The sequence below is a fragment of the Lentzea sp. NPDC092896 genome, assembly GCF_044754905.1.
In the GTDB taxonomy this organism is placed as follows: Bacteria; Actinomycetota; Actinomycetes; order Mycobacteriales; family Pseudonocardiaceae; genus Lentzea.
Window position 1 is genome coordinate 185,518 of sequence record NZ_JBIVPX010000006.1, and the last position, 19,074, is coordinate 204,591.

Annotated in this window: 23 protein-coding genes and 1 tRNA gene; 14 read left to right on the forward strand and 10 right to left on the reverse strand. The window is 68.9% G+C overall.

Features of this window, described 5'->3' with window-relative positions; translation table 11 throughout:
* Positions 1–31 precede the first annotated feature (31 nt).
* Together ACIQF0_RS28755 and ACIQF0_RS28760 are read left to right on the forward strand one after the other, a co-directional pair.
* Complete coding sequence (locus ACIQF0_RS28755; RefSeq protein WP_401034312.1) at positions 32–208, forward strand: hypothetical protein; 177 nt, start codon at positions 32–34, stop codon at positions 206–208.
* Complete coding sequence (locus ACIQF0_RS28760; RefSeq protein WP_401034315.1) at positions 208–978, forward strand: DUF6338 family protein; 771 nt, start codon at positions 208–210, stop codon at positions 976–978. Before ACIQF0_RS28755 ends, ACIQF0_RS28760 begins: the two co-directional genes overlap by 1 nt.
* On the opposite strand, the gene ACIQF0_RS28765 is transcribed toward ACIQF0_RS28760, so the two are convergent.
* Genes ACIQF0_RS28765 through ACIQF0_RS28775 form a run of 3 tightly spaced genes read right to left on the reverse strand, consistent with a single transcriptional unit; the run spans position 923 to position 3,332 of the window.
* On the reverse strand, positions 923–1,456 hold the full coding sequence (locus ACIQF0_RS28765) for a chloramphenicol phosphotransferase CPT family protein (RefSeq protein WP_401034318.1): 534 nt from the start codon (positions 1,454–1,456) through the stop codon (positions 923–925). The genes ACIQF0_RS28760 and ACIQF0_RS28765 overlap by 56 nt on opposite strands.
* Entirely contained in the window at positions 1,453–1,878 is a 426-nt protein-coding gene (locus tag ACIQF0_RS28770) for a GNAT family N-acetyltransferase (RefSeq protein WP_401034321.1), read from the reverse strand. Before ACIQF0_RS28770 ends, ACIQF0_RS28765 begins: the two co-directional genes overlap by 4 nt.
* A complete protein-coding gene (locus ACIQF0_RS28775) occupies positions 1,875–3,332 on the reverse strand; it encodes a S10 family peptidase (protein ID WP_401034324.1) in 1,458 nt (485 codons plus the stop codon). The genes ACIQF0_RS28770 and ACIQF0_RS28775 overlap by 4 nt, the downstream gene beginning before the upstream one ends.
* A gap of 30 nt (positions 3,333–3,362) precedes the next feature.
* Here ACIQF0_RS28775 and ACIQF0_RS28780 point away from each other — a divergent pair, with 30 nt between their 5' ends.
* Entirely contained in the window at positions 3,363–3,980 is a 618-nt protein-coding gene (locus tag ACIQF0_RS28780) for a uracil-DNA glycosylase (protein WP_396425151.1), read from the forward strand.
* Between the two features lie 7 nt (positions 3,981–3,987).
* On the opposite strand, the gene ACIQF0_RS28785 is transcribed toward ACIQF0_RS28780, so the two are convergent.
* Positions 3,988–4,419 carry a hypothetical protein gene (locus ACIQF0_RS28785; protein ID WP_401034327.1) on the reverse strand — a complete coding sequence of 144 codons (432 nt, stop codon included), beginning with the start codon at positions 4,417–4,419 and terminating at the stop codon, positions 3,988–3,990.
* A 41-nt stretch (positions 4,420–4,460) separates the two neighbouring features.
* Between ACIQF0_RS28785 and ACIQF0_RS28790 the strand changes: the two genes are divergently transcribed.
* From ACIQF0_RS28790 to ACIQF0_RS28835, 10 genes are all read left to right on the forward strand, one after another.
* Positions 4,461–4,931, forward strand: a complete 471-nt coding sequence (locus ACIQF0_RS28790) for an SMI1/KNR4 family protein (protein ID WP_401034330.1) — start codon at positions 4,461–4,463, stop codon at positions 4,929–4,931.
* A gap of 54 nt (positions 4,932–4,985) precedes the next feature.
* Positions 4,986–5,585: a DUF4129 domain-containing protein gene (locus ACIQF0_RS28795; protein ID WP_401034332.1), complete on the forward strand. Its 600-nt coding sequence runs from the start codon at positions 4,986–4,988 to the stop codon at positions 5,583–5,585.
* Positions 5,582–5,932, forward strand: a complete 351-nt coding sequence (locus tag ACIQF0_RS28800; protein ID WP_401034335.1) for a hypothetical protein — start codon at positions 5,582–5,584, stop codon at positions 5,930–5,932. Before ACIQF0_RS28795 ends, ACIQF0_RS28800 begins: the two co-directional genes overlap by 4 nt.
* Positions 5,929–6,870, forward strand: a complete 942-nt coding sequence (locus ACIQF0_RS28805) for an AAA family ATPase (RefSeq protein WP_401034338.1) — start codon at positions 5,929–5,931, stop codon at positions 6,868–6,870. Before ACIQF0_RS28800 ends, ACIQF0_RS28805 begins: the two co-directional genes overlap by 4 nt.
* Positions 6,867–8,096 (forward strand): DUF58 domain-containing protein, encoded by a 1,230-nt coding sequence (locus ACIQF0_RS28810; RefSeq protein ID WP_401034341.1) that lies wholly within the window; start codon positions 6,867–6,869, stop codon positions 8,094–8,096. Before ACIQF0_RS28805 ends, ACIQF0_RS28810 begins: the two co-directional genes overlap by 4 nt.
* Positions 8,090–8,551, forward strand: coding sequence for a hypothetical protein (locus tag ACIQF0_RS28815; protein WP_401034343.1), 462 nt, complete (start codon positions 8,090–8,092; stop codon positions 8,549–8,551). Before ACIQF0_RS28810 ends, ACIQF0_RS28815 begins: the two co-directional genes overlap by 7 nt.
* A gap of 142 nt (positions 8,552–8,693) precedes the next feature.
* On the forward strand, positions 8,694–10,019 hold the full coding sequence (locus ACIQF0_RS28820) for an NAD(P)/FAD-dependent oxidoreductase (protein ID WP_401034346.1): 1,326 nt from the start codon (positions 8,694–8,696) through the stop codon (positions 10,017–10,019).
* Positions 10,020–10,218: 199 nt separating this feature from the next.
* Positions 10,219–10,341 carry a hypothetical protein gene (locus tag ACIQF0_RS28825; RefSeq protein WP_256238980.1) on the forward strand — a complete coding sequence of 41 codons (123 nt, stop codon included), beginning with the start codon at positions 10,219–10,221 and terminating at the stop codon, positions 10,339–10,341.
* Positions 10,338–11,444 (forward strand): hypothetical protein, encoded by a 1,107-nt coding sequence (locus ACIQF0_RS28830; protein WP_360038052.1) that lies wholly within the window; start codon positions 10,338–10,340, stop codon positions 11,442–11,444. The genes ACIQF0_RS28825 and ACIQF0_RS28830 overlap by 4 nt, the downstream gene beginning before the upstream one ends.
* A gap of 118 nt (positions 11,445–11,562) precedes the next feature.
* A tRNA-Leu gene (locus ACIQF0_RS28835) sits at positions 11,563–11,639 on the forward strand.
* A 253-nt stretch (positions 11,640–11,892) separates the two neighbouring features.
* Here the strand turns inward: ACIQF0_RS28835 and ACIQF0_RS28840 are convergent.
* From ACIQF0_RS28840 to ACIQF0_RS28860, 5 genes are all read right to left on the reverse strand, one after another.
* Entirely contained in the window at positions 11,893–12,753 is an 861-nt protein-coding gene (locus ACIQF0_RS28840; RefSeq protein ID WP_401034350.1) for a tachylectin-related carbohydrate-binding protein, read from the reverse strand.
* 15 nt (positions 12,754–12,768) lie between these two features.
* Positions 12,769–14,136 (reverse strand): hypothetical protein, encoded by a 1,368-nt coding sequence (locus tag ACIQF0_RS28845; protein WP_401034352.1) that lies wholly within the window; start codon positions 14,134–14,136, stop codon positions 12,769–12,771.
* A gap of 19 nt (positions 14,137–14,155) precedes the next feature.
* Complete coding sequence (locus ACIQF0_RS28850) at positions 14,156–15,214, reverse strand: hypothetical protein (protein ID WP_401034354.1); 1,059 nt, start codon at positions 15,212–15,214, stop codon at positions 14,156–14,158.
* A 293-nt stretch (positions 15,215–15,507) separates the two neighbouring features.
* Positions 15,508–16,191 carry an SDR family NAD(P)-dependent oxidoreductase gene (locus tag ACIQF0_RS28855; protein WP_401034356.1) on the reverse strand — a complete coding sequence of 228 codons (684 nt, stop codon included), beginning with the start codon at positions 16,189–16,191 and terminating at the stop codon, positions 15,508–15,510.
* Positions 16,188–16,928, reverse strand: a complete 741-nt coding sequence (locus ACIQF0_RS28860; protein WP_401034358.1) for an inositol monophosphatase family protein — start codon at positions 16,926–16,928, stop codon at positions 16,188–16,190. Before ACIQF0_RS28860 ends, ACIQF0_RS28855 begins: the two co-directional genes overlap by 4 nt.
* A 117-nt stretch (positions 16,929–17,045) precedes the next feature.
* On the opposite strand from ACIQF0_RS28860, the gene ACIQF0_RS28865 reads away from it, so the two are divergent.
* Positions 17,046–17,888 carry an SGNH/GDSL hydrolase family protein gene (locus ACIQF0_RS28865; protein WP_401034361.1) on the forward strand — a complete coding sequence of 281 codons (843 nt, stop codon included), beginning with the start codon at positions 17,046–17,048 and terminating at the stop codon, positions 17,886–17,888.
* A gap of 40 nt (positions 17,889–17,928) precedes the next feature.
* On the opposite strand, the gene ACIQF0_RS28870 is transcribed toward ACIQF0_RS28865, so the two are convergent.
* Positions 17,929–19,074, reverse strand: coding sequence for a PucR family transcriptional regulator (locus ACIQF0_RS28870; protein WP_401034363.1), 1,146 nt, complete (start codon positions 19,072–19,074; stop codon positions 17,929–17,931).

Genomic DNA, 19,074 nt, shown 5'->3' on the forward strand with positions numbered 1-19,074 from the left:
CCGGCGTTGACGATCTACCCGCGGAGCCGGCATGACCGAGCCTGACAACGTTCCTGAGCCTCCTGCCGACTACGACGAGCTCGTCGAGGCGAACGTGCCCGCCGAGGAATACGACTACGACGGGCCCTCGTATCCCTGGAAGCCACCGCACGAGTTCCACGACGCGGAAGACCGGCTGCCGCCTCCCGTCTCCGGGAGCATCGACTAGTGGTTCCGCAGACGATCGGGGCGCTGGCCTCGTTCCTCGCCCTGGTCGCGCCCGGCATCGTGTTCGAGCTCCTGCGGGAACAACGGCGGGCAGGCCCCAAGGAGACCGTCTTCCGCGAGGCGTCGCGGGTCGCGTTGAGCAGTCTCGCCTTCACCGTGGCCTCGACCGCGATCCTGCTCGGCGTCCACGCTCTCGCCGCGAAGTGGTTCGGCTGGAAGCTCTTCGCCGACCTGAACGCGTTGGTGGCCAAGCCCGACTACGTGAAGCAGAACGTGGCGCTGATCGGCTACAGCGCGGTCGCCGAGCTGGTGCTCGCCTGTGTGCTGGCGCTGGCGTTCGACGCCGTGCTGGCCCGGCGGCGACGGCAGCCGCGGTCGCTCGGCAAGCAGTCGGCGTGGGTCAAGGTGTTCCGGGAGGACCGTCCGCCGAACGCGCTGTGCTGGGTGCACGTGATGCTGGAGGACGGGAGCTCGTTCTTCGGGTTCCTGCGGTCCTACGACGCCGCCGGCGATCCGGACACCCGCGAGATCGTCCTCGAGGGCACGAAGCTGACCTACGTCGGCGAACCCGTGACCGGTGGCGACGAGAAGAAGACGACGGTCATCGGCCGTGACTGGGAGCGCGTGGTCATTCCCGGTGCGCGCATCAGGTTCATGCGCGTGCAGTACCTCGACGCCGAGACGGGCGTGCGCGTCGACTCGGCCCGGCGGCCCGTCAGCGAAGACGCAGCGCCTCGAACGCCCGCGGTGGCCGCGCCAGAGACTCCTTGATGGCCTCGGCGCACTCCCGCGGACTGCTGAGGCCGGTGTCGACCTCGAAGTCGTAAAGCCCGTGCTGATGGACGCTCTGCAGCTGTTTCGCCGCCACACCGGGCACCCGGTCACCTCGCGCCCGTTCGCGCCGCTCCAGCTCTTCTGGAGGGCAGTGCACGCCCACGAACACGACGTCCAGGCCGTCCAGGACGGTGAGGCAGTCCTGAAGGCGCCACGGCTCGCTCAGCACGTGGTCGACCACGACGTCGTTGCCGGCGTGCGCCATGCCCGCGACGGCGCGGTGGAAGCCGGCCCTCGTGCGGCGCAGGACCTCGGTCAGCCCGGGTCCGTCGAGCTCCAGCGTTCGTTCGACCGACCGCATGGCACCGAAGGCGTCGACCGCCATGAGGAAGTACGGGGTGTCCAGCACCTTCAGCAGTTCCGCCGCGATGCTCGACTTGCCGGAGCTGGACGTCCCGTTGAGGAAGATGATCACCGGCTCAGGTCCGTGAGCGTCACCCCTGGAGCGACCTCGCGCGTGCCGGTCTCGACGAACCCGCGCTTGCGGTACAGGGCGAGCGCGGGCTCGTTCTTCGTGCCGGTGCTGACCGTCTGCGGTCCCGGCGGCAACGCGTCGAGCAACTTCGACGCGATGCCGCGGCGATGCGCCCGCGGGTGCACGACCAGCCGGCAGATGTCCACAGTGGACCCGTCGAGCCGGTAGGACACCGCGCCGGCGAGACCTTCCTCGTCGTGCAGCCCGAGGAAGGTCTCGTCGCAGGCGCGGAGTTCGTCTTCTGACTCGTGCAGCGGCGGGATGCCGTCGAAGCCGATGAGCTCGGCCTCGACGGCGTACGCCAGCCGTTGCACCGTCCACAGTTCGTGCAGGACGGTGTCGTCGGACAGGTCGAGGATCACGTGTTGGACGAGTTCCGCACGAACGCCGCGAGGTCCTCGGACTGCTGGATCCGGCTGGGCTCGTGGACGTACATCATGTGGCCGGCCGGGTAGTAGGCCGACTCGATGTTCGCCGTGAGCTCCTTCGGGATCTGCAGGTGCGCGATCAGGTGCTCGGCCGCGAAGTACGGCGTGGCGCCGTCGAACCAGCCGAACGCGACGTGCACCTTGAGGTGCGGGTTCGCCCGCATCGCCGCCGAGAGCTTGCCCGCCGTCGTGACGTGGCGGCCCTCGAACTCCTTGTACGACCAGTTCTCGATGACCCGCGCGAGAACCTCGTACGGCAGGTCGCTCGAGTAGCCGAGCTCGGCGTGCAGGTAGTGGTTGAGCACCGCGGAGTACGGGCCGAGGATCGCGTCGATCGACGGGTCCGCGGAGATGCCCTCGCGGCCGTAGTCGGTGTCCCAGCCGGTGAAGCGGGCGTCGATGCGGCCGACGGTCTTGCGGTCGCGGCGCAGCAGTTCGGTGAAGAACCGGATGTGCTCGACGCGCAGGTCGACCGCGTCCACGTACTCCTCGGACAGACCGGTCAGCCGCGCGAGCTTCTCGATCGCCGCGGCGCGCTCCACGTCGGTCAGCCGGTTGCCGCGCGCGAGGGCGTAGGGGTAGTCGCGGACCGCGAACTCCTCGGCCTCGGCGAGCACCTCCTTGAGCGGACGGTCGCCGTGCAGGCCGTGGTAGTGCGCGATGGCCGCGTACGTCGGCAGGAAGAGCGTGTAGCCGAGGTCGTGGCCCTCGTTGAACTCCAGCGTCGCGAAGTCGAGCACGCTCGAGATCAGCATGAGCCCGTTGAGGTACATGCCGTGCTTCTTCTGCAGGTGCTCGGCCAGCCCGGCCGCGCGGAGCGTGCCGTACGACTCGCCGCAGAGGAACTTGGGCGACATCCAGCGGCCGTTGCGCGCCGTCCAGAGCCGGATGATCTCGGCGATGGACTCGATGTCGGGCTGGTAGCCGTGGTAGCTGCCGGGCTTCTCACCCTGCGCGGCCCGGGAGAACCCGGTCGACACCGGGTCGATGAACACGAGGTCGCTCTCGGCGAGCAGGCTCTCCTCGTTGTCCGCGATCCCGTACGGCGGCGCGGTGAGGTTGCCGACGTCGCCACTGAGGACCCGGCGCGGCCCGAGGAGCCCCATGTGCAGCCACACGCTGGCGGAACCCGGTCCACCGTTGAACGCGAACGTCACCGGCCGCTTCAGCGGGTCGGCGCCGTCGAGTGTGTACGTGGTGACGAAGACCTCGGCCTTGGGCTTGTGACCCTCGAACACGCCGTCCTTCATCACCTCTTCCTTGAGCACGATCCGCCCGGTGGTGGCGGTGTAGTTCAGCTCGCGGCCCTTGACGGTGATGCTGTGCTGGGTGGTGACCAGATCATCAGCGGGAGACTCGGGCTTCTCTTCGGTCTTCTCCTCGGACATGGGAGCAACACTACGGAACTCGACGATCGAATAACGGCCTGCCGAGCGTGCCCACGCCTGGTCGAGTGGCGCGAGACCGTGGCGCGGGAGAAGCGCGCGGCGTTCATGGATTGGGACTACTGGGGCCGGCCGGTGCCGAGCTTCGGGCCTCTGGACGCCTCGCTGCTCATCGTGGGCCTGGCCCCCGCCGCGCACGGGGCGAACCGGACGGGCCGGATGTTCACCGGTGACCGGTCCGGCGACTTCCTGTACCGGGCCTTGTACGAGGTCGGCCTGGCCTCGCAGCCCACGTCGGTGTCCTTGGACGACGGCCTGGAGCTCTACGGCGTGCGGATCGCATCCCCGGTGCGATGTGCGCCGCCCGCGAACAAGCCGACGCCCGCCGAACGTGACCGGTGCTCGCCGTTCCTGCGCGAGGAGCTCGGGCTGATGACGTCACTGCGGTCCGTGGTGGTGCTCGGGGCGTTCGGGTGGCAGGCGTTCCTGCCGTTGCTGGGGTCCGCTCGGCCCAAGTTCGGGCACGGGGTGGAGGTGGAGCTGGGTGGGCTGCGGGTGTTCGGCTGCTACCACGTTTCGCAGCAGAACACGTTTACCGGGAAGTTGACGCAGGAGATGCTTCAGGACGTGCTGAAGCGGGCGATGAGCTGATGGGCGGCTATCCGTACAGGTGAGAGTTGACCGTCGGGTCGTTGGCCAGCACGAAGTCCACGACCTCCCAGAACTCCGGCAGCCGCGGATGGGCCAGGCCGTCCTCCCGGGACAGCACCGTGCCGTGCACCGGTCCCGTCGAACCGTCCATGCACGCCTGCACCAGCGTCGCCGCGGGCGCGGGACTGTCCACGACGGGTCCGACGCGGCAGCCGAACGTCACGTGGTCGTCGATCACATCCGCGCCCCACGTGCCCAGGATGACGTCGATCCACGTCTCGTGCGGCTGATCCTGGTGGTGATAGGAGTTGGCGAAGTACACCGCGTGAGCCTTGCCGTCACGGTGGACGAAGTTCCACACGCGTTCGATGGGTGCGTTGCAACAGCCGCACTCGTACTGGCGCGCTTGTCTCTCGCCGAGGTCCATGGTCAACTCCATTCGCGAACCCTAGCCGTCGGCGGTGCCTCAGAATGTGCGCCGTGGAGTTCTGGAGCGACAGCCCTTACGGCGTGCAGCCGCCTCTCACCGACGAGGCCGTCCGCGACGCCGAGAAGCTCCTCGGCGTACGACTCCCGGAAGCGCTGCTGGAGCTGCTGCGCGTGCAGAACGGCGGCGTGGTCGTGGACGAACGGTCGGCGTTCCCGAGCGAGCCGAACTCGTGGGCGCAGGACCACGCTCCGTTCGACAGCCTGATGGGCATCGGGGCCGCGGAGCGCACGACGTCGTTGCTCGACACGCCCTACCTGGTCGAGGAGTGGGGGCTGCCGTCGCCCGTCGTGCTGCTGACCGGGGACGGCCACTGGTGGATCGCCCTGGACTACCGCACGTGCGGTCCGGCCGGTGAGCCGTCGGTCGTCTGGCTCGACGCCGACGGCGAGTCGGAGCTGGCGCTGGCGCCCGACTTCCGGTCGTTCCTCGGCGGTCTGGTGCCCGCGGAGTCGTTCGACTAGCAAGTTGGCCAAAGGATCATCCCAACTCCGCTGGTGCGTGTAAGGCTGTCCGGCATGAAGTGGTGGCGGGCCGGGGTGGCGGTGGCGGCGTTGCTGATCGTCGTCGTCGCGGCCAGTGGCACGTCGCCCGTCACCTTCGTCAACCGTCTGGACGACCGCCCGCCGCCGCAGGACCGCGCGCCGCAGATGGACATTCCGATGCCCAGCGAGTTGCCGGACGCGCTCGCCGTGCCGGTGACGGTGTACCTGGTGTTGCTCGCCGGGCTGGTCCTGTTCGGACTGGTCGGGATCATCCTCGCGTTCGAGCTGCCCCGGTGGCGGCGTCCGCGAGGGGTGCGGGGCGTGGACGTCGAGAGCGGCGAGGTCGGGGAGTCGGCGGTCGTGCGGCGCGTCGAGAAGGCGTTGCAGGAGTTCACCGAGCACCCGAACCGGCCGCCGCGCGACGCCGTGATCGCCGCCTGGCTCGCGCTCGAAGCCGCGGAACCCCGGCAGCCGCACCAGACGCCCACCGAGTTCACCGAGGAGCTCGGCGTCGATGCCGTGGTGCTCAAGGATCTCTACCAACGCGCGCGGTTCGGGCATGAGGACGTGACGGCCGCGCAAGCTCAACAGGCGCAACAGGAGTTGGGCCGCATCGTCCGGGAGCTCGCATGAAGACCGCGCTGGCGCTGGTGGTCGGGGTGATCATCGGCGTGGTGATCTGGTGGCTCGGCGCCTCACCGGCGTGGGCCGCGGCGCTGGCGGTGCCGCCGACCGCGTTCGGCGTGCTGGTCACCAGGTTGCCGCGGGCCACCGACATCGTCTGGAGTTCGGCGCCGCCGCCGCCCGGCTCGATCAGTTCCGCGCACGCCAGCACGCTCGCGAGCAGGCTGGAGGAGGCGGCGGCAGAGCCGAGGCGCTACCAGGAACGGTTCCGCGCCCGGTTCGCACGACTGGGGATCGAGGCGTCCGAGATGCCCGATCCGAAGCAACTCGCGGAAAGGCTCAGGAGGGTCGAGTGACCATCGCACACGAGGCCGAGGCGGTCCTCGACGAGATCGGCAAGGTCGTCGTCGGACGCACCCGCACGCTGCGGCTAGCGCTCGCGGCCGTGCTGGCCGGCGGGCACGTGCTGCTGGAGGACGTGCCGGGCCTCGGCAAGACGCTGATCGCGCGGTCGCTCGCGCAGGCGCTCAGCCTCGACTTCCGCCGCCTGCAGTGCACGCCGGACCTGCTGCCCGCGGACGTCACCGGGTCGTTCCTCTACGACCCCGGAAGCCGCGAGTTCGAGTTCCACCAGGGGCCCGTGTTCGCCGGTCTGCTGCTGGCCGACGAGATCAACCGCACGCCGCCCAAGACGCAGTCCGCGCTGCTGGAAGCCATGCAGGAGCGGCAGGTCACGGTCGAGGGGCGCACGTTCCCGCTGCCCAGACCGTTCCACGTGCTCGCGACCTCGAACCCCGTCGAGTACGAGGGCACCTACCCGTTGCCCGAGGCGCAGCTCGACCGGTTCCTGGTGCGGCTCGACATCGGCTATCCGCCGCCCGAGGAGGAGGTCGAGGTCCTGCGGCGGCGGATCGCGCGGCAGCAGGAAGACGCCGTGGTGCCGCCGGTGCTGGCTGAAGGCCGACTTGCCGAGCTGCAGGCCGAGCTGGAGAAGACCACAGTGGACGACGATCTCCTGCGGTACTGCGTCGATCTGGCCGTGTCCACCCGCAGGCACCAGTCCGTCGAGGTCGGCGCGTCGCCACGAGGTGCGCAGGCGCTGGTACTCGTCGCCCGCGCACTGGCCACTTTGGACGATCGCGCGTACGTGACGCCCGAGGACGTCAAGGAGTGCGCGGTCGCCGTGCTGGCGCATCGGCTGGTGATGAAGCCCGAGACGTGGACGTCCGGCGTGAACGGCGTGCAGGTCGTCACCGAACTGCTCGGCAAGGTTCCGGGCCCGCCCAGCTCATGAGCAGAGCGGACAAGATCAGGGAGGCGTTCGCCCAGTCGCACGGCGCGCACTGGCATCCGACGGACGCCTACTCGCGCGCCGTCTGGCTGGGCGTGGGGCTCGTCGTCGGCGGGATGTTCCTGCACCAGGTCGAACTGGTGCTGTTCGGCGTGCCGCTGGTCCTGTCCGTCCTGCTCACGGCCAAACCCAAAGGCACGCCCGCGGTCAGCGTCCGTCCGGTGCCGCGCGGGGCGGGCGCCGGTGTCGTGCACACCGTCGCGCACCTCGACGGCGCGGACGCCGAGATCGCCGTGGTCAAGCTGCCCGGCGTCGTCAAGGCGGTCCCGGCGCACTCACCCGACCTGCCGGTGGAGATCAGGCGCGACGCCTGGGGACCCGGTGTCGACCTGCGGCTCGACCACCTGTTCGCCGGGGCGGACGGCCTGCACGTCTACGGGCCGATCGTCGGCACCGAGCACGTCCGCACCATCCTGCCCCCGGTCGAGCACCACCCCGCCGGCCCGCTGCCGCCCCGGCCCGCCGGTCTGGTCGGCATCCACCGCTCGCCGCGCGCCGGCGACTCGACCGAGCTGCGCGACATCAGGGCGTTCCAGCCGGGGGACAGGCTCAAGCGCATCGACTGGCGCGTCACGACCCGCACCGGCACCGTGCACGTCCGCGAACGGCACGCCGAGGCCGACGCGGAGATCGTGCTGGCCCTCGACACCCGTGCCGACGTCGGTTCGGACGTGGCGGACTGGGCCTCGCCGCACTACGGGGCCACGACGCGTCCCGGCGGGAGTCTCGACCGCGCGGTGCGGCGGGCGGCGTCGATGGCCGCCGGTTACCTGCGGCAGGGCGACCGGGTGGGGTTGATGGACCTGTCGCGCCCGCAGCTCAACGTGCGTTCCGGCGTCGGGCGGCGGCACCTGATGCGTATCCGCACACAGCTCGTCGTGTGTGTGCAGGCCGCCGGGTGGTCGTCACGCGTGGCGTTGCGCAAGCTTCCGCACGGATGTGTGGTCGTGCTGTTGTCGCCGTTCCTCGACGACGACATCGCGGAGCTGGCCGTGCAGACGCGCAAGCACGGCCACGTCGTGCTGGCGATCAACACGTTGCCGTTGGAGCTGAAGCCCGACCGGGAGACCGCGTGGGGTGAGGTCGCGGCCGAGATGATCTCCGCCGAGCACCGGCTGCGGCTGCGGCGCATGGCCGAGCACGGGGTGGCGGTGACGCGCGAGTGCTGATGCGTCTGGCGATCGTGCTCGCCGCGTTGCCGGTGGCGCTGATCCTGCACCTGGAGTCGTCGTCGATCGCGCCGTTGCTGATCGTCACGGTGCTGACCGTGCTCACCGCGCTCATGCCGGGAAGCGCGTGCGCGGCCCTGCTGATCGGCTACGCGGCGCTGGCGATGGCGTTCGCCGACGGGCACCCGTTGCGGCTCGGCGTGTTGATCATGATTCCGGCGCTGCACCTCATTCACGTGACGTCCGCGCTCGCGGCGGTCGTTCCGGTGAAAACGAAAATCGAGCCCGCTGCGCTGAAAGCACCAGCGCGCCGGTTCGCCATTGTCCAAGTGATCACATTTGTCGTCACGGCCTTCGCGGCGTTCGCCCCATCGGGTGCCGGGATCGGGCTCGTGGAGGTGCTCGGACTGGGGGCTCTGACGGTCCTCATCGGGGTCGTCGCGCTGAGGATCTGAATCGTCCCTCTCAGGGAGAACGCCTCAACTTTGACTCAAGTCGCAGGTCAGCCCCGATCGTGTCCGGCGTCACCGCGCGACGGTAGTCACAACAGCCCCTTCAGACGCGCGAAAAAGGGGGTCCTGGTGCGACCATATGTGTATGGCTGCTGTGAAGTCGCAACCCACACGAATCGTCATTGTCGGCGGTGGGTACGTCGGGATGTACACGGCTCTCGGACTGCAGAAGAAACTGCGCTCCGGTGAGGCGTCCGTGACGGTAATCGACCCGCAGCCGCACATGACCTACCAGCCCTTCCTGCCTGAGGCGGCGGCCGGCTCGATCGAGCCGCGCCACGTCGTCGCTCCACTGCGCAAGGTGCTCAAGCGCTGCCACGTCGTCACCGGCCGCGTCACCAAGATCGAGCACGCGCGCAAGATCGTGACCGCCGAGCTGTCGGACGGCCACGTCGAGGAGATCGAGTACGACGTGCTCGTCTCCGCGCTGGGTGCGATCTCACGCACGCTTCCGATCCCCGGCCTGGCCGAGGTCGGCATCGGCATGAAGACGATCGGCGAGGCGATCTACGTCCGCAACCACGTGCTGTCGCGCCTGGACCAGGCAGCGAGCACGAACAACGCGGAACTGCGCAAGAAGCTGCTCAGCTTCGTCGTCATCGGTGGTGGCTTCGCGGGCATCGAGACGCTCGCCGAGCTTGAGGACATGACGCGGTATGCGCTTCGGTACTACGAGGGCTTGAAGCCCGAAGAGATGAACTGGGTCCTCGTCGAGGCGATGGGCCGCATCATGCCGGAGGTGTCCGCCAAGCTCGGCGCCTGGACGGTGGAGGCGCTGGAGAAGCGCGGCATCAAGATCTACCTCGACACCCGCGTGAAGTCGCTCGAGGGTGGCCACGTCATCCTCGACGACGGCACCGAGTTCGACTCCGACACGATCATCTGGACCGCCGGCATGAAGGCGAACCCGGTGCTGCGCAACACGGACCTCCCGCTCGACGAGCGCGGCCGCGTCCGGTGCACCGCCGCCATGCAGGTCCAGGGCCTCGACGGCGTGTGGGCCGCCGGTGACTGCTCCGCGGTGCCGGACCTCTCGCGCACCGAGGAGGACCCGACGGCGACGTGCGTGCCGAACGCGCAGCACGCCATCCGTCAGTCGAAGCTGCTGTCGAAGAACATCGTCGCGTCGCTGCGCGGCCAGAAGCCGAAGGACTACTTCCACAAGTACCTCGGCTCGGTCGCGGGCCTCGGCCTCTACAAGGGCGTCGCGGACGTGTTCGGCCTGCGCTTCAAGGGCGTGCCGGCGTGGTTCATGCACCGCAGCTACCACGTCGCGTTCATGCCGACCGTGAACCGCAAGCTCCGCGTGCTGATGGACTGGACGCAGGCGCTGTTCTACGGCCGCGAGGTCGTGGCGCTGGGTCAGATCAACGACCCGAAGTCCGACTTCGATCGCGCAGTGCAAAGCTGACCTTCACTCTCTGTGAGTGACGTCGTGCCCCGGACGACCCCTCGTTCGGGGCACTTCGCTGGACTGCAGGCGGAACTTAAGCGCCCAATCGGAGTAAAGCTTCGAGGGTCGCCTTGACATTGCGTTACGTGTTTCGGAGACTACGGCTGGTGCATCACCTGAATGCGTGATTCGCCATGTGGGGAGAGAGGTGATCCCGATGTCTCTCGAGGAGCTGGCCGCACAGCTTCGTCGTGGCGAGATCGAGGACCCCGCGCTGGCGCAGTACGCCGCAGAGTACGCGCAGGCGGGGCAGGTTTTCCGCAGCAAGAAGGACGATTGAGCAGGTCGGCTGACGGGCGGGTGCCAGGTGCCCCGTCCGAGGCTGCCAGACCACTTCTGCTCCAGGGTCAGGAATATCTCTTCCGCTCCCCGCCCAAGTGTCTGGACTTCCAGGAACAGGTCCACCGCCTCGGCATGGTCGACGAGGGCGACGGCAACCCGCAACCCTGCGTGCTCGTCCTGGCCCGCGCCGCCGACATGGAGATGAACGAACTCTCCATCGCACTGGCAGAGCGCGGCATCCGGATGGCCCGAATCGACGCCGACCGCTGCGTCGACCTCCCGCTCTCGGTCTACACCGACCAGCCACTGGTCGAACTCGACCGCTGGCTGCTGCGCCCCCTGCTGGTCTGGCGCCGCCACTTCGAACTCTCCGCCATCCCGATCGAACCGGGAACCCTGGCCGGCGCCTACGCCGTCGACCAATGGGCCTCAGTGGCCAACTGGCTGTCCTCGCGCTCCGACTGGGCTCACGTGAACCCGTCACGCTTCTCGACGCACCTGGACCGTCTCACGCAGCTTTCCGACGCCTCTGCTTTCGGGTTGCGTGTGCCCCGCACGGCCGTCACGACCCGTCCAGGACGCACCCGCCCAGGCGGCGGAGCCTGCATCGTCAAAACGGCGGGCCGACACCTCCTGGAACCACGCCCAGGCGTGCAACACGGCCTGTTCCCGCGCCCGCTCGAGACCTCCAGGGCCTCGGACGCCCCCGAACCCGCACCGGTGATCGTCCAGGAGTACGTCCCCTCGGACACCGAACTGCGCGTGTTCGTCGTGGGCGACCGCTGCATCGCCTACCAGGTCGACAAACTCGACCCGGCCCAACTCTGGGTGGACCCGGACGCGGTCCGCGTCACGCCGACCTCGGTCCCGGCGTCCCTCTCGGACAGGCTCTTCGCCCTGGCCCGCCACTGGCGAGTCCAGGTGGCGGCGTTCGACCTGCTCGTGACCGGCAGCGGCGACCACGTGTTCCTGGAGATCAACGTCAACTGCGACTGGCGCTGGTTCGAACACAGGGCGGGCGACAACAGCGTCTCGGCGGCCGTGCACGACTGGGTGGCGCTGCGCTTCAAGGAGCTGCTCGGAGCGGGGAGGGCACGCTGATGTTCGGGACCGTTCGACGCTTAGCCGGATGCTCGCTCTAGTCCAATTCGCTGGGCCGCTCGGGCGAGAAAAGACCATCGGCTCACACAAGCCGACGATCAAGGCCTAGGCTCACCGCGCCCCCGTAGCCCAATCGGTAGAGGCAGGTCCCTTAAAAGGATCACAGTACGGGTTCGAATCCCGTCGGGGGCACCATCTGAATCCACCCCAGAATCTGGTGCTTGATCAGGCATTTCACTCGTTCTCGGCGGTGGTTTCGCCGACGTCTGAACGAGATCCGCTCGCCTCCGAACGGTGTCCGGGGAAGAGCGGAGAGTAATCGCTAGTTGATCTTGGTACGCGTTCAGGAGGACGCCGAGCCGAGTGAGCGGCGAGCCTGAGGTGTGGTCTTGGTCACGAAAAAGGCCCGCCCCCGGCACGTGCTGAGGGCGGGCCCAAGTCCGGCAGGTCAGTTCTTCTTCACCTGGTTCAGGCGCGTGATCACGGCCCCGCCGTCCTGCATCCCGAACGAGTTGCAGGCGGTGTCCCACGGGAACCGGCTGCACGCGTTGGTCTGCACGACGACGTCCTGCTCGTTGTTCCACCCGCTGCCGATGATCTTGGCGTTCTTCCACGCGTTGGTCACCGGGTTGTAGCTGTACCAGAGCAGGTTTCCGTTGTTCTGGTTCACGGCGTAGAACGTCTCGCCGCCGGCCGAGCTGAAGTTCTTCAGGTTCTGCCACCCCGTCGTGACGGGGGAGGCCGGGGTCACCCACGTGGCGGTCGGGCCGGACCAGAAGTTGATGTAGTAGCGGTACATCGCGCCGGCCGCGTTGCGCGCGTAGACCACGCCACGGCTCGTTGCGACGATCGCGTTGTACTGGGTCAGGCCCGTGGCCAGCAGTGCGCCCTGCACCGCCCACTGCTGGGTGGTGAAGTTGAAGTAGTGCGCCTTGAGGTTGCCCGCGGCGTCGAGGGTGTAGATGACGCCGTCCTCGTCGACCGAGATGCGGTAGCGGGTGTTCGCCGCGGTGTAGGACCAGCCTTGGGCGAGCACGAGGTACTCGTTGCCGTTGAAGCTGTCCCACGTGGTTCCGTTGTAGTGCAACAGTCTCAGCTCACCGCCGGTGGTGATGCTGAACGTCCATCCGCTCGGGCCGGCGAGCACGCGGCCCTGCCAGCCGGCGCCGATCTGGTAGCTCTCGCCCCAGACGAAGGTGCCGGTGGCCGGCGTCGAGTGTTCGAACAGGTACAGGTCGCCTGCGGTGTCGCACGGATAGACCGGAGCGAGGCCGTAGCGGGCCGACAACGTGGTGCTGGGTCCTGGCATGTCTCACTCCACCCCTCAGAGGTTCAGCATGGCGGTGCAGGCGTCGAGAACCAGACGCTCGGTGGTCCCCGGTCCGGCGGCGCCGCTCGGGGAGAACTTCAGCGGTGCGGGCCAGGCGTAGAACGTCGTCCACGAGCCGGGGCCCGACAGCTGGTCCTCGTCGGTCCAGCCGGCCTCGTAGCCGAAGTGCTTCGCCTCGCCTGCCTGCAGGACGCCGTTGGCCGCGACGTAACCCTCGGTCTCGTTGGCGTAGGCCATGATCCACAGCCAGCCCGGGGTCTGGCTCTGCAGCGTCACCTCGTACTGCGAGAGGACCTCGTGCGACATCGCGAGGATGTTCAGACCGCCCAGGTTCCAGCGCTGGATGGGCATCGGGAACACCTTGGGCAGGCCGTCGCCGTGGATCTGCTCGATCATCACCTCGGCGTGGCGGTAGGCGAAGTCGTCCGGCGGGAACGTGTCGAGCCGGTCGTTGTAGGAGTTGCGGGCGCGGATCACCGCGGCCGGGTCGCCGAAGTCGACGGACAGCGGGATCTGGATCTCGTTGTAGAACGTGCTGACCGGGCCGTTGACCGCGTTCCAGCCGCCCGAGTTCACCATCGACACGACCGCGTTGCCCAGCGTGGTGCCGAGGCTCGTGGCCATGCTGGGGGAGTGCGGGTCGTTGGGTTCCTGGTCGCCCGCGGCGCCCTGGAAGAACAACGCCTGGACGCCCAGCGCGTTGCTGATCACGTCGGTGGCGGCACCGGGCCAGTCGCTGCAGAAGATCCTGTCGTTGCCGCGCGACACGGCGTGGCAGGCGTATCCGAAAAGGACGGTGTGCAGGCCGTTGTCGCTGGTGCGACGGGCGATCAGCGCGCTGATCGTGGTGAGGACGTTGGGCTCCTCAGCACGGTTGTAGCCGATCGTCGCGTTGCCTTCCTTGTACCACAAGGTGACCGGCGTGCGAGCCATCGCGACGGTCTGCTGCACGAGGGCGATCATCTGGTTGATGAACACCGTGGTCGTGCCCTCGATCGCGCTGATGTCCGCGGCCGTGAGGTCCATCATCACGTACGGGCTGGGGCGCGTCGTGCCGATCATCGGGCCGGAGTGCGTGTGGCTGCAGATGATCAGGAAGCGGCCGTTGTCGTTGCCCACCAACGACAGCACGGCGGTGCGGATCGCCTGGTGGACGTAGCGCGGGATGCTCACGACGTCGACGCGGAGCATCACCTTGGGGCCGGCGCCGTCGTCGATCACGACGCACTGCGCGCGCAGCCTGCGGTCGGTCACGCCCTGGTTGCCGCGGGGAGCGCCGCAGTAGCCGCCCATCCAGAGGCTGGGGTAGGTCGGCCACGAAGGGGTGTAGTCCAAGGTCTTCACGGACATGGAGAAAGGCATCTCGGGTTCCCTCCGGCGCTCAGGCGGTCTCGACGAACGCGACGCAGGTCGGCGTGTTCGAGTTGGGGGTCGTCAATGAGCTGTCCGGCTTGCCGGTGGAGGTGTCCGCGGACGTGGTCTTGCGACCCTTCTTGTCCAGAACGAACGCGCGGCCACCGTCCTTGCTCATCGCCAGAGGACCGTTCGCCTTGCCGTTGCCCTCCTTGGTCCTGACCTTGTTGGAGTTGATGTTCACCGTCACCAGCTGGGAGTCGGTGGCGCGGCCCGTGTAGAGGCTCACCACCGCGAACGTCCCGTTCGGGTGCACGGCCAGCCCGCAGGGCACGCCTTCGAGCTCGGTCGAACCGGCCTTCCCGCCACGCAGGTCGAACGTGATCAGCTCACGCGACGACGCCACGTACAGGTTCTTGCCCTTGGGGTCGATGGCGAGCTGCAGCGGCGACTTCTCGGTCTTGAACGAGCCCGACACGGCGTTCTTCGCGGTGTCGATGATCGTGATGCCCTTGGCGCGTTCGTCCCCCACGAACAGCTGCTTGCCGTCCGGCGTCAGCGCCAGCGTGTGCGGCAGCAGACCTGCCTTGATCAGCGCGCGCACCTCGCCGGTCGCGACGTCCACCACGGCCACGTGCCCGCGGGAACCACCGCCACCGCTGGACCCGGTCGCGACGTACACGAACTTGCCGTCGGGCGACACGACGACGTCGTTGGCGAACCCGCCCACGGCGACCTCGTTCGTGACTCGGGCACCGTCGACGTCCACCACGCTCAGTCCCGGCCCGAAGACCGTCCCCACGTAAGCGCTCAGGCCGTCGGGCGAACCCGCGATCCCGTTCGGCTGGCCGTTGAGGGCCACGGTCGTCTGCTCACCCGTCAGGCTCGGGTCGGCGAGCTGAAGCAGCCCGTTGCCGAGGTGGTCGACGCTGCCGATCAGCAGTTTCTTGCGGCCTGCCTTGGGTGCCGCATGGGCGGCTCCCGCGAACAGGCTGTTGCCGACGACGCCCACCGCGACACCACCGAGTGCGGCGGCGAACAGCGTGCGGCGGGAAATCGGTCGGAACTCAGGCGTTTCAGATGTCATGTCGTCCGTCCCCCTCTGGTCCAGTGCGACTGGTTGAGGTTTCGACGAAAGGGACGCGCCTGTTATCACTCGGGGTAGTCAAAATTTGACATGTGACCGAGTTGAGACATTCCATAGCCTATTGATACGCACTGTGTTCGACGGATTACCTACTGCTGTTGACCTGGGGATATCGTCACCCATTAGTGGAACTGCAGTAGTGGGACTTTGTGCCCTGTCGATCCTGTACGAACTGGGGTACGCGCCCGCGTAGCTACGTAGGGTCACGTCAGGTTGCTGTGCTGTGACGGGAATCACCAGGTTGGATGGGCCGTCACTCCGCCGTCCACCACGAGGTCGTGGCCGGTGATCCACGTCGCGAGGTCGCTGGCCAGGAACACGCACGCGTTGCCGATGTCCTCCGGCGTGCCGAGGCGGGTGAGTGGCGCGGCGGCCCGCCAGCGCGCGACGCCCTCCGGCCAGCTCTGTTCGACGTCCGGCCGTGCGATCAGGCCGGGTGAGACCGTGTTGACGCGGATCCCGCGCGCTCCGTACTCCAGCGCGGCCGCTCGGGCGTGCATGATCAGCCCGGCCTTCGAGACGGCGTAGTGGGCGTGGCCCGGTGCCGGATGCGTGCCCTCGATCGACGCGATGTGCGTGACCGAGCCGCCCGCGGGGAGGTGCGCGACGGCGGCCTGGGTGACGGCGAACGGGGCCGTCAGGTTGGCGTCCACGACGGACTGCCATTGCGCGGAAGTCATGTCGGGCAACGGTTCCACGGGTTGGATGCCCGCGTTGTTGACCACCGCGTCCAGCCTGCCGTGCCGCGCGAAGGCGTCGTCGACCACGCGCCGGGCCGACGTGCGCAGGTCGCCGTCCTCGAGGCCCCGGTGGCGGACGACGCGGGCGCCCGCGTCGGCGAACCGGAGAGCGATGCCGTTGCCGATGGCGCCGGCGGTGCCGGTGACGAGCACGACCTTGCCGCTGAGATCGATCACGAGACGATGCCTTCCATTCGTTCGGCCAGCCAGCCGACGATCTCACCCCGGCCGGCGACGAACCCGTTGGCGCCGATCTCGCGGAACTCCCCGCCCGCCTCGCGGACCAGCACCGCGCCCGCCGCGACGTCCCACGGGTGGATGCCGATGTTCGCCGCCGCGTCCGCCCTGCCCGTCGCGACCCACGCGAGTGACAGGGCCGTCGAGTAGACGCGGCGCACGTCCGCGATGCCCAGAAGGTCGTTCAGGAGCTCCATCTCGCCCTGGTACGGGCTGCCGGGCAACGGGATGTCGGTCAGCACCAGCGGCCGCGGGCTCGTGCCGGGCGGGATCGTGAGGCCCGTGGAGGTGACGCGGAACGGAACGCCGACGGCCGCCGTGAACAGTTCGTCGCGGAACGGGTCGAGCACGCAGCCCGCGACCAGCACGCCGTCCACCGCCGCGGCTACGGAGATGCACGAGAGAGGGATGCCACGCACGAAGTTCCGCGTGCCGTCGATCGGGTCGACGTACCAGGTGAGCGGGGCGGACGAGCTGCCCAGCTCCTCGCCGACCACGGCCGAGCCGGGAGCACCGGCGACCAGGGCCGCCCGCAGGAACGCCTCCACCTCCAGATCGGCCGTGCTGACCTGGTCGAACGTGCCCTTGGCAGACACGTCGACGCGCACGTCGCGCAGCAACTTGGCGGCGTCCACGCAGGACTGCGCGGCCAACGAGAGGAGTTCCCCGGGAGTCACGGGGCCCATTGTGATCGGTCACAAACACGACCGGATGACTCTGGGCAACGTCCCACCCGCGCAAGTGACCTGAGCCACCACGATGAGCAGACCTGACAACGGCGTTGGAGGATCGGGATGCGAATCGTGGCCGGGTTGGCTGTCGTGGCGATGTTGGTCGCCGGAACAAGTACCGCCCAGGCGGACACCCTCGACTACGTGGCCCTGGGCGACTCGGCGGCGGCCGGTCCGCTGATCCCGAACCAGGACCCGGCGCTGTGGTGCCTGCGCAGCGACCGGGACTACCCGCAGGTCGCTGCCAAGATCCTCGGCGCGAGGCTCACCGACGTCACGTGCTCCGGTGCGAAGACCGACGACTTCGCCGGCCGCCAGTTCGGGTTCGTCGCGCCGCAGTACGACGCGCTGAAGTCCACCACCGACCTAGTGTCGCTGACGATCGGCGCCAACGACATCGGCTTGTTCCAGACCGCGCTGAGCTGCATCAACCTCCTGCCGGAACCAGTCGGCGTCTCCTGTCACGACCGCTACAACGCCGGCGGCACCGACCAGCTCGCCCAGGCCGTCGAGGCGTGGGCGCCGGAGTTCGGTGCCGCGCTGGACGAGATCAAGCGCCGCTCGCCGAACGCGAAGCTGCTGGTCACCGGCTACGGCACCTACATCAGGCCCGGTGGCTGCTACCCGCGCCAGCCGGTCTGGGGCCGCGACGGCGACTACCTGCAGAGCGTGATGAACAAGATCAGCGCGACCGCGAAGGCCGAGGCCGCCAAGCGCGGCGCGACGTTCGTGGACTTCGCGGCGGTGACGGTTGGACACGACATCTGCGCGGCGGCCGCGGACCGCTACCTGGAAGGCCTGATCCCGACGACGATCGCGGCGCCGCTGCACCCGAACGCGGCCGGCATGAAGGCCTTCGGCACCGCGGTGGCGAAGGCAACCGATCTTGTCGGACCCGCTGCGTGAGTTGTGACGCAGGGGTTCCCAGCCAGGGGGTACCCCTGCGTCAGCGCGCCCTCCGCGCCGCCAGAGCCGCCGCGAGCAGCGTGACGTGCTCGATCCGCGTCGGATCCAGCCCGGTCAGCTCCGCGACTCGACGCAACCTGTAGTCCACCGTGTTCGGATGTACGTGCAGCTCCGAGGCAGCCGGCCGCCGCGACCCGCGCCGCAGGTAGACCTCCAGCGTCTGCACGAGTTCCTCGGTCAGCGGCCCGACGATCGACGCGAGTGGTCCGAGGGCCGCGCTCGGCCGGGACAGCTGGTACTCCAGCAACACGTCGGCGAGCCGGTAGAGGCCCGGGCCCGACCGCACCGCGACGGCCAGCACCTCGCGCGCCAGGACCGCGGCGGCCGCGACCTCGGAGGGTGAGGCCGCGACCGCCGCCACCGTCACCGGTGTCCCCGCCGAACGGGTCACGTCCGCGAAGATCCGTTCCAGCGGCGGGTCCTCACCCGGCAGCAACGCGAGACCGCCGTCGGGCGTGAGCGACGACAGCACCGGCTCGCGGCTGTGCCGTTCCAGCTCGGTCCGCAGGCGGCGCAGCTTCCGCCGCCCGGCGACCGCCGCGTCCACGCCCTCCAGCAGCTCGTCCGGATGCGGCGGTATGTGCAGCGCCAGCACGACGTACGGCCCTGACGCCTCCGCGGTTCCGGAGAGCAGACCGGTCAGCAACGTGGCACGCGCCGAGCGTTCGTCGTCGAACATCGTCTGCCGCTCGTCGAGGTACCCGGCGCTCACCACCGGCGTCACGAGCTGCAAGTACCGCAGCGCCAACGCGTTCAGCGCGAGCACGTCCGAGATCTCCTCGGGCCGCGCCTCGGGCACCAGCGTCTCCCACACGACCTGGATGCCCACGTGGTACGCCGTGAGCACCACGTCGATCGGCACGCCCTCCTCGGCCCGCCGCGCCGCCGACTCGCGCAGGAACCGCAGTTCGTCTGCCGATGGCAACGAGCCCGAAGCCAGCACGGCCGCGAACGCGCGCAGGGCGTGCTCGGTGACGCGGTAGATGTCGCCGTCGAGCTCCTCCGCGGGCAGCTGGGCGTACGCGGGCACGCGCTCCACCAGCGACGCGATCACCTGCCGCACGAACGACGGCATCTCCGCGTCGAGTCGCGCTGCCAGCGGCCGGCCACCGATCACGTAGGACAT